This is a genomic window from Merdimmobilis hominis (genome assembly GCF_016901855.1).
Classification (GTDB): domain Bacteria; phylum Bacillota; class Clostridia; order Oscillospirales; family Ruminococcaceae; genus Paludihabitans.
On record NZ_JACJKY010000007.1, the window covers coordinates 24,378 to 39,819 of the forward strand.

10 protein-coding genes and 1 pseudogene are annotated in these 15,442 nt (G+C 43.2%); 4 read left to right on the forward strand and 7 right to left on the reverse strand.

What is annotated here, in order from left to right; all coding sequences use genetic code 11:
- Window positions 1–40 precede the first annotated feature (40 nt).
- Window positions 41–646 carry a hypothetical protein gene (locus H6A12_RS05670; protein WP_204445731.1) on the forward strand — a complete coding sequence of 202 codons (606 nt, stop codon included), beginning with the start codon at window positions 41–43 and terminating at the stop codon, window positions 644–646.
- Window positions 647–708: 62 nt separating this feature from the next.
- On the opposite strand, the gene H6A12_RS05675 is transcribed toward H6A12_RS05670, so the two are convergent.
- Both H6A12_RS05675 and H6A12_RS05680 read right to left on the reverse strand, forming a co-directional pair.
- Window positions 709–1,086 (reverse strand): TnpV protein, encoded by a 378-nt coding sequence (locus tag H6A12_RS05675; RefSeq protein ID WP_204445733.1) that lies wholly within the window; start codon window positions 1,084–1,086, stop codon window positions 709–711.
- A gap of 310 nt (window positions 1,087–1,396) precedes the next feature.
- Window positions 1,397–1,837, reverse strand: coding sequence for a helix-turn-helix transcriptional regulator (locus H6A12_RS05680; protein ID WP_204445735.1), 441 nt, complete (start codon window positions 1,835–1,837; stop codon window positions 1,397–1,399).
- A 15-nt stretch (window positions 1,838–1,852) separates the two neighbouring features.
- Between H6A12_RS05680 and tnpA the strand changes: the two are divergent.
- Window positions 1,853–2,288, forward strand: a pseudogene (tnpA, locus tag H6A12_RS05685) (IS200/IS605 family transposase).
- A gap of 232 nt (window positions 2,289–2,520) precedes the next feature.
- Here the strand turns inward: tnpA and H6A12_RS05690 are convergent.
- From H6A12_RS05690 to H6A12_RS05710, 5 genes are all read right to left on the reverse strand, one after another.
- On the reverse strand, window positions 2,521–2,652 hold the full coding sequence (locus tag H6A12_RS05690; protein ID WP_204445738.1) for a sporulation transcriptional regulator SpoIIID: 132 nt from the start codon (window positions 2,650–2,652) through the stop codon (window positions 2,521–2,523).
- A gap of 140 nt (window positions 2,653–2,792) precedes the next feature.
- Window positions 2,793–4,238, reverse strand: a complete 1,446-nt coding sequence (locus H6A12_RS05695; RefSeq protein ID WP_204445740.1) for an ABC transporter substrate-binding protein — start codon at window positions 4,236–4,238, stop codon at window positions 2,793–2,795.
- The gene (locus H6A12_RS05700; RefSeq protein ID WP_204445742.1) at window positions 4,235–5,026 is read right to left on the reverse strand and encodes a response regulator transcription factor; all 792 of its coding nucleotides are present in this window, start codon (window positions 5,024–5,026) and stop codon (window positions 4,235–4,237) included. The genes H6A12_RS05695 and H6A12_RS05700 overlap by 4 nt, the downstream gene beginning before the upstream one ends.
- A 12-nt stretch (window positions 5,027–5,038) precedes the next feature.
- Window positions 5,039–6,754 (reverse strand): sensor histidine kinase, encoded by a 1,716-nt coding sequence (locus tag H6A12_RS05705; RefSeq protein ID WP_204445744.1) that lies wholly within the window; start codon window positions 6,752–6,754, stop codon window positions 5,039–5,041.
- A 158-nt stretch (window positions 6,755–6,912) separates the two neighbouring features.
- On the reverse strand, window positions 6,913–8,172 hold the full coding sequence (locus H6A12_RS05710; RefSeq protein ID WP_204445746.1) for an MFS transporter: 1,260 nt from the start codon (window positions 8,170–8,172) through the stop codon (window positions 6,913–6,915).
- A gap of 195 nt (window positions 8,173–8,367) precedes the next feature.
- Here H6A12_RS05710 and H6A12_RS05715 point away from each other — a divergent pair, with 195 nt between their 5' ends.
- Window positions 8,368–9,132: a DeoR/GlpR family DNA-binding transcription regulator gene (locus H6A12_RS05715; RefSeq protein ID WP_204445748.1), complete on the forward strand. Its 765-nt coding sequence runs from the start codon at window positions 8,368–8,370 to the stop codon at window positions 9,130–9,132.
- A gap of 233 nt (window positions 9,133–9,365) precedes the next feature.
- Window positions 9,366–15,293, forward strand: a complete 5,928-nt coding sequence (locus H6A12_RS05720; protein ID WP_204445751.1) for an endo-beta-N-acetylglucosaminidase — start codon at window positions 9,366–9,368, stop codon at window positions 15,291–15,293.
- Window positions 15,294–15,442: the final 149 nt, after the last annotated feature.

The window sequence follows — 15,442 nt, forward strand, 5'->3', positions numbered from 1 at the left end:
AAGGGCTTCATAAAAGGCAAAAGAAAGGATATGCACATTAATGGAAAAAACAACAATTCAGATTAATAAATATGCCGACAGGTTTTTAATTGGAAATGTAAATTTTAAGTTTGCATCTGATAAAGCCTACGCAGATATGGCACGTAGAACACTCCGCATAGATGTCGGCAGCGAGCTTCGAAGTAATCTTAAATCGGAAGCAACAAGAGTTCTAAAGGAATGCATTGAAAATCTGAAAAACATGAAAGCTATCAGTCAATGTTCATTTCAATCGTGGCACAAAGAATCTTGCAATAAACTTATTGATTGCTATAAGCCTTATTTATTTTATTATGGACAATCACAAAAATGGCTGAATATGCTTTTGAAATATCTATATGTTTACGATGTTGAAGAATATCAGTGTTTATTTTCTCAAAAGTTAATTGAAGTTATGGACATGCCAATTGACTTTAAAGTGATTAAAAATTTTCATAATCAATATAATATAAAATGGCCAAATTCAGGCTGGAGTAAATGGAATGAAAATACATACCGTTCCTATCAAGAAAGCATTCGAAAAGCCTTAATTCAGGATAAGACTTTGACGGAAGATGAAAAGATCCCATTTTATTGGGAACTGATCCATTGGTCTGATCTGGATTAAGAAAATACAAGAAAACGGACAGTACTAAGCTTTTCATGCTACAGCGCTGTCCGTGGTTTTATTTAGAGACAAATAATTTTATTGTTTACATACTCTATAGCGGCATTACGAATATTGTTCATCCGTCGAGCCCATTCCATTTGATTTTCCGCCTTTAGCTGCTCCGTTACGCCCTCACGCTCTGCCATCTGTTTTACCAGCCGGGAAAACATTTCCTCTGCCTGCCGGTCGATTTCGGTAAGATGAGCGTTCAGCTTCCCGCTTGTCAGCAGGTTATAATACAGAATTCTGTTGTGCTGTTTCAAATACCGTGCGTGCCGCTGTCCCCATAAGCCGATGTATTGTTTTCCTTCTTCGGCAGACAATATGAGATTAGGCAAAATATAATCTCCTTGCTGTGTGTATGTACCGCCTATTTGTTCGAATAATGATTTCTTCATGGGTCTTATTCCCCCTTGCAAATTACTTTGAACTTCCTGATTGGTGCATTGATGATTTTAAGCAGCACCCCGTCAACCGCGTCTGTGTATCTGTCCTCCGAGATAAGGCTGTTCCTTAAGTCATTCAGACAGTTGATTAGCAAGTTGCGTTCAGAATCATCAAGTGCTATGTAATACTTTTTGCCCCGCATATTGCGACCTCCTTTGAGCTTCTGCCTTAATTGTACTCGCAGAAGGCATTATGGTCGAATGTACCGATTGAAAGAAAGAAATCCGAGAAAAACTTTTACGGTTCTTCTCGGATTGCTCTTTATCTATGGATATTGGCTTTTTTAATAAGTGGAACTATCTTTTCATATTCCTGCCTGCGTGGTGTTCGGGCGGCTCGTTCCCAAGCAGAATAAGCACTTTGAGCAACACCGATTTCCTGCGCCATTTGTGATTGATTGAGTGATAACCGTTTCCGCATCTCTCGCAGAAGCATATCGCACGGATAATCCACAAAGGAAGTATACTCGTCAAACAATAGCTTGCGGTCAATACCAAGCGCTTCGGCGAGTAAAACAGCGGTTTTATACTTTATGGGATGCTTGTCATTTTCGTAAAGGGTAATTGTGGCAGGAACAACGCCGACCTTTTCGGCAAGTTCACGGGTAGAATACCTTCTATGTAATCGGTAATATCTTAAAGTCTTACCTACGGTATCACAGTTATCACTATTCTCAAAATCATACCGTAAATGCAGTATCAATTTGCCTTTGGCGAAATGATACACCTCAGTGTGATTGAGGATAGTATTGAGTTTGCGCCGAAATACAGAAGGAAAATATTCTATAGAGAAAAACGAGCAGAGATCGGAAAAATATTAAGAGAGTTATACACATGGAAAGGAGTGAATATAATCAAAGCAGAAGTATGTGTTGATCATATATATGTTGGTAGAAATACCGCTGAAAATGAGTGTGTCAAGTTTCATGGGGTTTTTAAAGGGAAAAAGTAGCTTGATCATACATGAGCGGCATGCGAATTTAAAATACAGGCATGGAAATCGATCATTTTGGTGCAGAGGATATTATGTAGACACAGTGGGCAAGAATACAAAAAAGATGGCAGAATACCTTCAGAATCAGTTGGAGGAGGATAAGTTACAAGCTCAACTGACGTTTAGAGAGTATGAAGACTTTTTTAATGGCAGCAAGTAATAATTTTTTGCAGATGTCAGACCGTATAAACCTGCAATGGCCGCTAGTAACAGCGGGGTATACCCGCATATGAAAAATCGCCAGATATACCGACGGATATTTATTAGTCATATTATCGGAATTTGCTTTAGTGCGTTCATGATTGCCGTTTTCAAAAATGTATACGTTCTTTTAATTCTCTCGTGGTTTGTTCTTTCTTAGTTTCCTTAACCTATTATCCAAATAAAACGTTCTATTTTATAACTTCTATATGTACCGTACTTTTGCTGATTCCAAAGTGTTTTGCAGTACCTCGCACGGTATCGCCTGTTTCGATCATGTGATGTGCCAATGCGATTTCACGATATTCCCCATTGTAATGCATGAGTACCCTCCTCAGATTGAGTGTGTTTGTACATCATATGCAAAAAAAGCAGAAAGTTTCCCAACGGAAAAACGAGATACTGCATTCAAACAAAGGAACCGACTGCAATGCAGTCGGTTCCGCTTAATATATTCAGATGTTTATTGTATCGAAAGCCATTCATCAATCTGCTGCTGCAGCTGTGCTTGAATTGTATCGATACCGTTTGCTTTGAGTTGTTCGATTAAAAGCGGCACATGCTCGTCAGGATCAATGCTTCCGGTCATAATGGCGGGGAAATAGCGCATCCATATTTCGGAAACGGCTTCAATCTCTGATTTTAATGAGGAGAGATCAGGAGAGAATCCAAGCAGCGAGGAGGCAGTGCAGTTTTTATTAAATTCAGCGAAAGTATCCCATTTGTTGAGAGGTTCACCTTCGAGTGTGTCCAAAATGAACCAGTTTCCTTGCGTATATTGAATGCCGGAGTATGTATTGGTGAGCTTGCGCACTTGATTATCTTCTGTTTTTTCGTAATGAATTCCCTCAACACCATAGTTTAGCAGATTGCGAATGACAGGATCGGTATTGACAAGCTCTAAGAATTTCAGGCATTCCTCCGGATATCTGGTTCGTGCACGCACAGCCATAATACCGCCTACTGCGGAGTTGGTTGTTGCGATCGGCTCAGAAACACATACAGCCTGTACAGGCATGTGAAACGATTCTTCCCAGATGCGTTCAGACAGCGGTCCGCCTGAGGACATTGTACAAAAAAGATGCGTGGTTTCATCAATATCGTTTGGATCACGCAATGCAGCATCGACATTGATTAGACCATCTACATACCAGCGGCGGATGGTCTGCAATGTTTCCATTCCCTCTTCTGTTTCCAGGATATTCACGACATTTGGATGATCTTCTGAAAACTGAAACATGAGCGGGAGTTCTGTTCCGATTAAATAATCATATCCGTTGAGTGCGAAAAAGTTGTGGGAAAATGAATCCAGCAAAAACGGGGTGCAGTCAGGCTCATGTTCTTTGATCAAATACAAGTACGGCTGCAAAGAGGAAAAGTCTGTGCATGATTCAACGGGAATCTCATATTTTTCCACGAGTTCCGATGAAAAAACAAACCATTCCGGTACAGCCAGTTCTTTGTTTGTGGGAACACCGTAAATCTGTTTATTGACACGAACGCCTTTCCATAAAAGCGGATCAACGGCATTATATAAAGTGGTGTACTGATCTTCCAGATAAGAATCGAGTGAAAGCCAGGTGCCATTTTTGGCATTTCCTAAATAGTCACCCTGCGTTTTTCCCGCTGTAAAAGCAATATCAAATTTTCCGCTGCCAATCAATGTGTTGAGCTGATTGCCATAATCATCAAACGGAATTTTATGGTATTCAATTGCAAAGTGATAATTGGGAATTAAAATCTCATTGAGCTTTTGATTGACCAGAGCAAGATCTTTGTCCGGTGTGCCGATTGTATAATAGATCAGTGTGGGAACCGAGTCATCCTGGGATTCGATGCTGTTGACATTTGAGCACGAGGTCAGCAGTAAACAGATTGTCACACACCACAAAATAAAACGAAATTTCATGGAGCTTCCTCCTTTGACTGATATGAAGAACGCAGTTCGGTCGGAGAAAGATTAAAATAGCTTCGGAAATGTTGATGAAAATAATTGGGGTGCGGATATCCTACGAGTGCAGCGATATCTGAAATTTTATAATCTGTCGACAGCAGGATGCTTTTAGCTTTCTCAAGTCGGAACACGAATAAATATTCCGAAAACTTAAGACCGGTGTCCTGTGAAAACACACGTCCGAGATGACGTTCGCTCACCATAAACTGTTTGGAAAACAATTTTAATGATAAGGGCTGTCCGAAATCACGGTGGATGACCTGAATGACTTTGTTGGTTAAGTTTGTGTAACTTGAATACGATTTTTTTGTCACAGGATCGATGGATTCGTCATCGTGTTCGTTGTTTGCCTGCAGCTTAAGCGGTGTATCATATTCCTCGGTGATGATTTGGTACAGTACACGTTCAAGTTCTTCGGCTGCAATCGGTTTTAGCAAATAATCTCTGGCGCCGACCACCATGGATTTTCGTACATATTCAAAATCATCATATCCGCTGATCATGACAAACGAACAGTGCAGACCTAAATCGGAAAACTGCTTTGCCAAATCGAATCCCCATTCTTTGTCGATTCGGACATCGGAAATGGTGATATGCGGTTTAAATGTCAGTGCTGTTTGAACGGCTTCGTCATAACTTAACGCCGATTTTATTTGTGTGACCAAAAAAGACTGCCAGGGAATCAGCAGGCGAAGTCCTGCGATGACATCCGGTTCATCATCAACAATCAGTACACGAAACATATTTTCACATCCTTACGCGAGCTGTTTTGGGATTTTTACCGTGATTTGAAATCCTTGCGGCGAGCGATTTTCAATATGCATGGAAAGTGCATTGCCGTATAATGATTTTAACCGAACACAAATATTCCGAAGACCGATTGAATCGGATTCAATCTGCAGGTCATCGCGTGCAAAATCCTGATTTAAAATTTTCAAAACTTCGGGATCTGCCGGAAATCCGTTGTGTGAAATGCAGATCACCGCATATTCCTGTTCCATCGTGCCTTCGATCGACAGGAAATTAAATTCGTTTGTTTTATCAAAGCTGTGCTTAAAATAATTCTCAACAATCGGCTGCATCCAGCACTTTACGGTTTCCATTTTGCGGACTTCATCATCAACGAAAAAGTCATAGGTGAATCGGTCATGATAGCGGAATTTCATAAAGGAAAGATATTTTTCAGTCAGAGAGAGTTCCTGATCGATCGAAATAATCAGATCTCCCTTCACGATTTCGCGGAACAGAGAACCCAAGCTTTGGAGTGCGTTGGCAACTTCGATATCATTGTTTTGGAGCGCACGGCTTCGAATGATCTCAAGCGTGTTGTATAAAAAGTGTGGATTGATTTGGTTTTGCATAGCGAGCAGAAGCGCCTGCTGCTGCCTTCGGGTCAGCACATATTCGCGTTCGATATATTCGCTGATGCGTCTTCCCATTTCATCGAGTTCTGTTGCAATGGTGTGGTATTCGTCCTGTTTTCCGTTTGGATGAATTTCTTTAAACTGTCCGTTTTGAGCGGAGTGGATAAAGCGCAGAATTTCAGAAAAAGCACGGGCATCTTTATTCAGATGAAGAAGAATCATGAAAAAGACAATCGTCCATAGGAAAAAAATCGTCAAAAAAGTGATCAGCGGTGCAAACCAATTTTCAAACAACAGCATCCACATATTTGCAGCAGTATACAGCATGTATCCGTGCTCGGAAGAAGCATGAAAGGTAACTTTCATCGGTTCCAACAGTCCGCTTTTAGAAAAATCGGTTTCGGAAACATAGAGCGAAGGGTCATTTGGAAAAATATTGTCGTCTGAAATGATCGGAAAAACGGTTGATTCATTCACGGCGACAGCATTTTTTATGGATGAAGGGACGGATTGCTCAAATATACGCGGCAGATCAATCACAAAAATGATCGTTCCGAGTGTTTCCTGCATTTTTTCAGGATTTGTGATTGCTTTTTTATAGGCATATCCGATAGAAAGATCATCTTGTTCAACGCCAATCTCAGACATTGGAATACAAAAAGAATAAGAGGCAGCGCCGGTGCTTGAGTATGTGATAATATTTCCGGATGATTCAGATAAAAACACAATCGAACGAATGAGAAAATCCGTTTCCTTGGTCAGCTGTTTGATATCTTCTGAAAAAGAAATACTGTCCGGATTTGCTTCATATAGATGAGAAGTCAAATAAGATTCCACATCATTTCCGAAGAAGCGAAAAAAATCTTCCAGCAACTGCGGATTCATATAGATACGGTTCATATATCGATCGACCGCATCGGTACATCGGGAAAGTGTTTCCTCACATTCAGAAAACGCGAGAGAGGATTGTTCGGAATATTTTTGTTCTTCGTTTTGCAGCAAGAGAAAAAATGCAAACGAGATTGACAGCAAAAACAAAAAAATAAAAGAAATCAAATATTGAAAAAAGGTTCTGCGGTAAATTTTCAGCGACATAAAATAAAACATTGTCATTCTCCTTTTGCAGGAATCGCTTTTACGGTTTTCATTATAACTGATAATCCGGAAAAAGGAAACATGCCGCGAAAAGTTTTTATATTGTACCTCTGGCTTTTGTTTATGTCTGCCGATAGAACAAATACATAATAAAGCAAACGAGCAGGTGTTTATTTAGTGTCAGCTGCGTGTGACGGCGCAAATCCCAAGAAAACAGAAACAATACCGATCACACAAAGGAAAATCCATAAAACAATACTGCTGCTCCAGCCAAATAAATCTGCCAAAAACCCCGAAAGGATTCCCGAACAGCCGGCGCCTAAATAAGCACTGAAGTTAAACATTCCTGCAACCGTTGAGGCACGTCCGTAAGAAGATAAACGCAGCGGAATAAACGTCAGAAGAAGTGCATTGATTCCGCATAAAAGTGCGGAAATAATCCCGAAAAAGAGAACATCCAGCCATAAAATGCGGCCCATCAATAGATAAAAGAGAACACATGCGATTGCTGTGATGAAAAACAGAAGCATTCCGGGGATTTTTTCATGACCGATATAACGATTCATCAATTTTCCGGACAGCAAAACACCGATGAAGCTGAAAATGGGAATGGCGGCAGATACAATAGAAATCAGTGAAGTGGGTGCATCATACATTGCAGTCAGCATTGTCGGTTCCCACAGTGTAATACCGTCCTTAATAATGCCTTGCGCAATGGCTGCGACACAAAACCAGAGCAGTTTCTCCCGGCAGATCAACTGCCACAAAGAGATAGAGGCGGTTGCCGGTGGTGTTTCAGTTTTTGCATCAGCTGTTTCAGAAGAATAGTCACAAAATCCCACAGAAGCGGGATTATCGTTCATGCGAAATGCAAACCACAAAGTAAACAAGATCGTCAGGATTCCCGGAAAAAAGAATGCGGCTTGCCATCCGGTCAAAGATACAAGTACTCCAAGACCAGCCCAGGAAATCAGATAACCTGCCAAAGAGGAAAACGAAATGATGATTGCAGGTGTATTGCGTTCACTGGAAGGGTACCAGCATGCAATCGCACGGATAATCGGTCCCCACAACGTTGACAGAAACAGACCGTTTACAAGCCAAACGATAAAAATGACGATGTAATTTGGAAAGAATCCGATGATCAGGTTGCATAATGAAGTTCCGATCAACCCAAGAAGCAGAAACCGTTTGATTGGAATTCGATCTCCCATAAATCCGTTTACTAAGTGGCCAACCGCATAGCTTAAAAAGAACGCACTGCCGATCATTCCCGCTGCGGAAGTGCTCCATTCAAATTGTGCTGTCATAGTGGGCAGCGCAATGGAGAGATTGGTGCGGCAAAGATAAGAAAGCGCATATGCGATCCAGCAAAGCCACAAGATTCGATTTTGCCAAGCAGAAAGTGATTGATTGAATGACTTCTTCATAATATGCCTCCGAAACAAAAATAAAACAACAAAAAACAACATTTTAAAAGATAAGATGGATTATATACCTCTTAAAGAGAAAATTCAAGTGATATTTTGAACGATTGTGTTTGTTTTTGTTTTATATTGTATTGATTTTTTTGTTTATATGATTATACTGATAAACAGAAGAATTACAGCAACGGAGGAAAAAAGATGCTGGCACAAGAACGACATTGGAGGATTATGGAACAGCTTCGTCGGGAACAAGTGGTGAAAGTATGCGACTTGGCGCAGCAGCTTGCGGTATCGGCAGAAACGATTCGAAGAGATTTGGATGTGTTGGAGCAGCAGGGCTGTTTAAAAAAGGTACATGGCGGTGCTGTTTTAGAACAGATCCAAACATATGAACCGAAATTTGAGGAACGAAAACATCTGTTTTCTGAAAATAAAAAAGAATTGGCACAGCTTGTATGCAAATTGGTCGTAGAAGGGGATTCGATTGCGCTGGATGCAGGAACCACGAGCCTTGAGATCGCACGTGTGTTAAAATCGCAGTATACTTCGCTGACGGTTGTAACGAATTCGATTCCGGTTGTATGTGAATTGATGGACAAGCCGCAATTTTCAGTGATTTTGGCAGGCGGCGCTGTATATGGGGAGGAGAAAGCGGTTGTCGGAGGTGTCTGCGTGGAGCAGATTCGGCAGTATCGGGTAAATCGTTATTTTTTAACACCAAGCGGCATTTCTCTCCATTCAGGGGTAACGTCTTATGATCTAAGAGAAGCAGAGATTCAGCGTACATTTGCAGAGATTGCAAATCATGTAGTTGTTTTTTGTCAAAGCGGTGCATTTGACAGTGCATCATTGGTGAAAGTATGTGACTTGATTCGTGTAGAAGAGATTGTAACGGATTCAGAGCTGCCGCAGGAATTTCGAGAACGATACGAATCCGCCGGAATTGCGGTATTGACACCTTAAGGTTGAAAGTGTGATAAATTAGTAAAACAAATAAAATACGCCTAATCGGATATTTTCTGTATTGAAAATGTCCGTTTTTTATACTATAATGTCCGGTTTTCTGACTTGTTTTGAAAGATAAAATAGGTAAAATAATAGTATAGTTATAAAACCAAGTATGTGCCCAGGAGGTGTATAGCTAAAAAGAAAATAGGATTGTGCTCGAACACAAATTGTTTTATGGAGGAGAAACAATGAAAAGAAGAAAGAATGGAAAGCGGATTGTTGCTGCTGCTTTGGCAATGGCGATTACAGCATCGACAATCACAACGACGGTTTATGCCGGCGACACATATCCGTATGTGGGCGAAGCGGCAAAAGGGGAAAACCAACCGTATCAGCACGGCTATCGTGTGGAAGACATTATGGACTGGAGTCCGGAAACGGATCCGTATGCTGAACTTTTGAAAGCAGAAGTTCCGCTGCAGAACCGTAACGAGGCATTTGCCGCAACACAGGCAAATCCGTCTCTTTCGGCAGATCCGCAGTACCTGACATTGACAGGTGACTACGGAAACGCATTTTTTAACAGCTATTCTTACACCAACGAATTCAGTACGCATGTATTCAACTTCTGGCAGTATGTTGACCAGTATGCATCCTGGCACGGCATGCCGTCTGTCGGAACACCGGAAGAGTTGAACGATATCGAAGACGAACGTAACGCAACAGACGGAAACGCTTGGAAACGCCGTTACTTCGAGTTTGGTCTTGTCAACCTGCCGAACCCGGCATACACCAACGCAGCACATAAAAACGGTGTATTGTCGCTTGGCTGTATGTTCCAGCCGCGTGCATACCAGAACTTTGAGGTCATGCTTTATACAGATGAAAACGGCCGTTATCCGGTTGCAGATAAACTGACGGAAATGGCAAAATACTATGGCTTCGACGGCTGGTTCTTCAACATGGAAGGCCGTTCTTACAGCAATGAGGCAAGAGAGCAGTTAAAAGAGTTCTTTGCTCAGATGCGCGCAGACGGCATGTACATTCAGTGGTACAACGCAGGCAGCTTCAACACTGACATGCTGACTTCTGCAACAGAAAACAATTACGAGGATGCAACATTGTATGCAAACTCGGTATTCATCGAGTACGGTCACTCTGTTCCGGGTGATGAAGGAACTGCACCGTATGGCCTTGATAAATTTGAAGTCGCATTCAACGGCTTTGAGGCAGGCGCAAATCGTTGGAGCAACAGCTTTGAGCGTTTGCTGTCCGGCGGCATCATGAACGGTTCCATCGCATCGCTTGGTACCGACTTCGTGCAGACTGGTTTGGAACAAAAAGCCGGCGTTGATGCAGAAACCGGTTATAACCTGTTTACACGTGAGCTTGATGAGTATCAGTGGATGGCATTCGAGCGCGAACGTCTGTGGTGGACAGGCAACAATAACGGCGACAGCGTTTTGGATGCAGGTTTGACAGAGGGTACTTCTGCAATTGAAGCAAGAAACTTCAAAGGCGTTTCCAACTATATTGCAGAACGTTCGGTTGTCAACGGCGACACATTCTACACAAACTTCAACACCGGTCACGGTTTGGAATATGTAGTAAACGGTGAAGTTTCCAACACCCACGAATGGTCGAACATCAACATTCAGGATATTCTTCCGACATGGCAGTGGTGGTTTGAAACAGAAGGCACCAAACTGAAAGCAGAGTTTGACTATGGCTCGCAGTACAAAAAAGCATACAACGGCGGCGAATTCGGTGAATTCGGATTCGATCTGGTCGGCGCATACAACGGCGGCAGCTCGCTGGCAGTGTATGGTGCATTGGATGCAGAAAACTTCCTGCACTTGTATAAGAGCGATCTGAGCGTTTCTGAAAATTCCCAGATGGAAATCACATTCAAAAAGACTTCGGACGATGCAGCAACCATGCAGCTCGGCGTAATCTTTGAGGATGATACCGATACCATCGTGAAACTTGACGTTGCAGATTCTGCTGCAAAGAGCGACAGCTGGGTAACATCTACAGTGGATCTCTCTGCATATGCAGGCAAACAGATCGCAGCATTTGGTCTGGTGTTCAACGGTACATCGGATGATTACCAGATGAACATCGGTCAGATGAAATACACCTCCGGTGAAGCGAAAAAACCGGCTGCACCGACAGGTCTGACCATCGACAAAGCATACGGCAACACCAATGAAATGGTTATTTCTTGGGATATCGCTGACTACAGCGAAGTCAAACAGTACAACGTCTATGCTGTCATCAACGGCGAAGAAATGTACATGGGCGGTATCTATGACGATATCTACTATGTAAAAGATCTGTATGATGCAGAAGGCGAAGTTACAATTAAAGTAAAAGCAGTCGGCGCAGACGGCACAGAAAGTGATGCTGCAGAAGTTACATATGACTATGCAAAAGCAGCAAGCAACATCAATGTCGACAACAGCGAAGACGGCAAACTGACTGTTACATGGGACGGCGGCGAAGCAAATATCACTGTGACCACTTCTTATGAAACAGAAGCACGCACCTGGACAGCTTCGGGCGATGGCAGCGCAGTCGTAACAGTTCCGAACGGCGCAGATGCAAACGGTGCAGAATACACCATGACCATCGAAACAGCTGCAGGCGGATTCTCGACATATGACGGAACACTCCCGGATAAATACTGCGCACCGTATGACGGAAAACTGTGGACAGACGGACGCTTTATTCAGCCGAGCACAAGTGAATGGCATGAACTCCATTATCAGGTTGTCACAAACGGCGAACGCGGCGAAGAAGATTCGTACACCCGCGGTGTTGCATCGCATAACGAGCTCAACAATGACTGGGCAATGTTCCAGCCGATTCCTGACAGTGCAGACGGTGCATATGTCTGGCTTGTAGACTACAACGGAAACGTTTCCGAGGAAGTTTATATTAAAGGTAAGATGTCCGTCACTGTTGAAACAGACGCAACTGTATTCCAGGCTGGCGGCGAACCGGCACAGTTTACAGCAACTGTGAAAAACTATAACACCGACGACAGCGTTACATGGTCTGTCAAAGGCAATACTTCACCGAATACTGTGATTTCGGATGACGGTTTGCTGACAATTGCAGAAGATGAAACAGCAAAATCGCTGACTGTATCGGCAGCTTCTGTAGAAGATGTCCGCTTTATGGGCAGCAAAACAATCACCATTAGCCCGGCAATGATTCTGAATCCGGAAAAAGGTGATGTATACAAAGGTGAAACACTTCAGATTGCCGCTGAAAAACTCGGCGTCGATATGGGTGCAGAGAACTTTGAATGGAGTATTTCCTCGACAGTGGCAGAGGAAACTTCCATTGACGAAAACGGTTTGCTGACTGTTGCAGGTGATGAAACTGCATATCAGATCACCGTAAAAGCACAGAGCAAAACAACCGAAACACTGACACTCACTGCAACTTACACAGTTAAAAATGCAGTGTCTGTGGAAAAAGAAGAGAGCGGCCCTGTATTCACCGGTACAGATGCAAACTATGTCGCATCGTATAAGGGTGAGGCAGGAAACGCAGAAGACTTTATCTGGAGCGTTGAGAGCGCAGACGAAGCAGTTGCAGAACTTGCAGAAGGCACCACAATCGAAAACGGTGTGTTGACTGTTGCACAGGATGAGCGTGCAACCTCTATCAAAGTAACAGTTGTACGCAAAGCAAACGAAGCACAGAGCGCATCGGTGACCACAACCGTGAAAGAAACACTGATCGGTGACGTTGCACAGGGCGCAACAGTGCTGGGCGTTTCCGATGACAGTGATGTTTCGGCAATGTTCGACGGTGATGAGGAAACCGGTTATGAGGCAAGCTGGTGGAACGGAAGTTATTCCGGCTGGGTTGCATTCGACTTGGGCGATACCTATACCATCAACCGTTGGAAATTTGTCAGCATCGGTTCTGGCACAAATGCAAACAAAAAATTCGCACTCGAAGTTTTGAAAGATTCGAACGCAACAGAGGATCAGCTTGCAGATAAAGAATATCTTGCAAATAATGAAAACTGGACAGAAGTTGAGTTTGTCGACAACAGTGAAGCACAGAGCCAGATTGTCAACCGTCCGTTGGCAGAGCTCGTTACCGGCCGTTATTTCCGTCTGAGAATTGACGAAGGTTATAAAATGTATTCCTACTATGACACATGGGGCGGTAAAGAAATCGAGCTGTTTGAAGGCGACGAAATTATTGAGATCGAAGTGACAAATGTCACAGTAACCGGACCGCAAGAAGTATACTACGGAAGAACTTCGCAGTTTGCTGCAGAAGTTTTCACCAGCAACGGTACGGAAAAAGCAGTCACATGGAGCGTTTCCGGCAATACATCTGCAGAAACAACCATTGATGAAAACGGCGTTTTAAGTGTTGCATCCGATGAAACCGCAACAGAACTGACTGTTACTGCAACATCTGTCCGCGACCCGCAGAAATCTGCATCGATGACCGTTTCGGCAGTCAAATATGTTGGACCGCTTCAGCTTAGCTTCGTGGAAGCTTCTGCAGACGGTTCCTATAGCGAACACAAAACCATGATCGTCGACGAAGATAAATCGACAAAATGGTGTGCAATGGATGAAACCGGCTGGGCAGTGGTTCGCACAAATAAACCGGTTACAATCGACAAATGGGGCGTTGTTCTCGGCGAATACGGCGACGATATTCCGGATAACGCAGCAAAATTTGCACTTGAAGTTCTGAAAGATCCGAATGCAACAGAAGATCAGCTTGCAGACAAATCGTATCTTGCAGATAATAATAACTGGGTTGAAGTAGAGTTTGTTGATAACTCGAATGCAGACAAAGTTCCGTCTTATGACGAGCCGAACCGCGGCGAGTACTACAGCAACCTTGCAGAAGCTGTTACAGGTCAGTATTTCCGTCTGCGCATCGACGATAACTGTGTAGCAGACAGCAACCGTGCAATCCGTGTTCACGAGATCTATCTGTATGAACAGCAGGTCGAAGCACCGGAAGTAGACAAATCGGCACTCCAGGCAGTGTATGATGAGAACAAAGACCGTGTAGAAGATGATTACACCTCTGATACATGGGCAGCATTCAAAGCAGCACTGGACAAAGCAGCAGAAGTACTGGCAGCAGAAGGCGCAGCACAGGAAGATATTGACGCAGCAAAAGCAGAGCTCGAGCGTACAGCAGCAGCACTGGTCGAGCGCGGAGACAATGCAAACCTGAACGCACTGATCACTTATGCAGAAGCACAGAAAGAAAAAGCAGAGTATGAGGATGTCGTACCGGCAGTAAAAGAAGCATTTGAAGCAGCGCTGGAAAATGCACGGAACGTAGCAGGCGATATCGATGCAACACAGGCAGAAATCAATGCAGCATATGACGAACTGCTTGAAGCAACCTGGATGCTGTCGTTCGTTGGTTCGCACGATAAACTGCAAGAACTCTATGATTTGGCAGACGCATTGGAGCTTGAGTACTACACCGAGAAAACTGCAGAAGCAGTGAATACTGCAATGGCAGCAGCAGAAGCAGTTCTTGACAACGAAAATGCACTGCAGGCAGAAATCGACAAAGCATACAATGAACTGAAAGCAGCAGTTGAGGGACTTACACTGAAAGTAGACAAAGCTGCACTGGAAGCACTGATCGAAGCAGCGGATGCAATCGATCTGACGAAATACTTAGAGAGCAGTAAGACCGACTTTGCAGGCGCACTTGAAAACGCAAAAACAGTGTTTGAAGACGCAGATGCAACAGCAAAAGAGATCTATGATGCATACAGCCGTTTGCAGAAAGCAATCTTTGATCTGCGTTTGATCCCGGACAAATCTGTTTTGGAAGATCTGCTGAACAAAGCAACAGAAGTGGATGAGAGCAAATACACAGCAGCAAGCTATGGCGTGCTGAAAGCAGCAATGGCAGAAGCAAGCATTGTGTTTGCAAATGCAGAAGCAACGGAAGCAGAAGTGAAAGCAGCAGAAGAAAAACTGGAAAATGCACTGAACGGACTGGTTCTGACGGATGCAGGCGAGACACCGGAAGAGCCGGGAACCACACCGGACAAAGAGAATCCGGATACAGATGACTCGATTCCGTATGCAGTACCGATGGCATTGGTTCTTGCAGCAGGAGCAATCTTCATCATTCGTAAACGTGCAGTAAAATGATTGTTATTCTCTCTTAGTTTCCTTTCAAAATAAAAACGCGGCAGGCAATTTGCCTGCCGCATTTTTTTAATAACTAAAGGAAAAAAACGTATGGGAATTGATTTTTTTAAATTGATTCGATATAATAACAACTATTAGAAGACAATAAA

Excerpts from the sequence above, each read along its gene's own strand:
- H6A12_RS05670 (WP_204445731.1), top strand. The coding sequence starts at position 41 with ATGGAAAAAACAACAATTCAGATTAATAAATATGCCGACAGGTTTTTA.
- H6A12_RS05675 (WP_204445733.1), bottom strand. The coding sequence starts at position 1,086 with ATGAAGAAATCATTATTCGAACAAATAGGCGGTACATACACACAGCAA.
- H6A12_RS05690 (WP_204445738.1), bottom strand. The coding sequence starts at position 2,652 with ATGCATTACAATGGGGAATATCGTGAAATCGCATTGGCACATCACATG.
- H6A12_RS05695 (WP_204445740.1), bottom strand. The coding sequence starts at position 4,238 with ATGAAATTTCGTTTTATTTTGTGGTGTGTGACAATCTGTTTACTGCTG.
- H6A12_RS05700 (WP_204445742.1), bottom strand. The coding sequence starts at position 5,026 with ATGTTTCGTGTACTGATTGTTGATGATGAACCGGATGTCATCGCAGGA.
- H6A12_RS05705 (WP_204445744.1), bottom strand. The coding sequence starts at position 6,754 with ATGTTTTATTTTATGTCGCTGAAAATTTACCGCAGAACCTTTTTTCAA.
- H6A12_RS05710 (WP_204445746.1), bottom strand. The coding sequence starts at position 8,172 with ATGAAGAAGTCATTCAATCAATCACTTTCTGCTTGGCAAAATCGAATC.
- H6A12_RS05715 (WP_204445748.1), top strand. The coding sequence starts at position 8,368 with ATGCTGGCACAAGAACGACATTGGAGGATTATGGAACAGCTTCGTCGG.
- H6A12_RS05720 (WP_204445751.1), top strand. The coding sequence starts at position 9,366 with ATGAAAAGAAGAAAGAATGGAAAGCGGATTGTTGCTGCTGCTTTGGCA.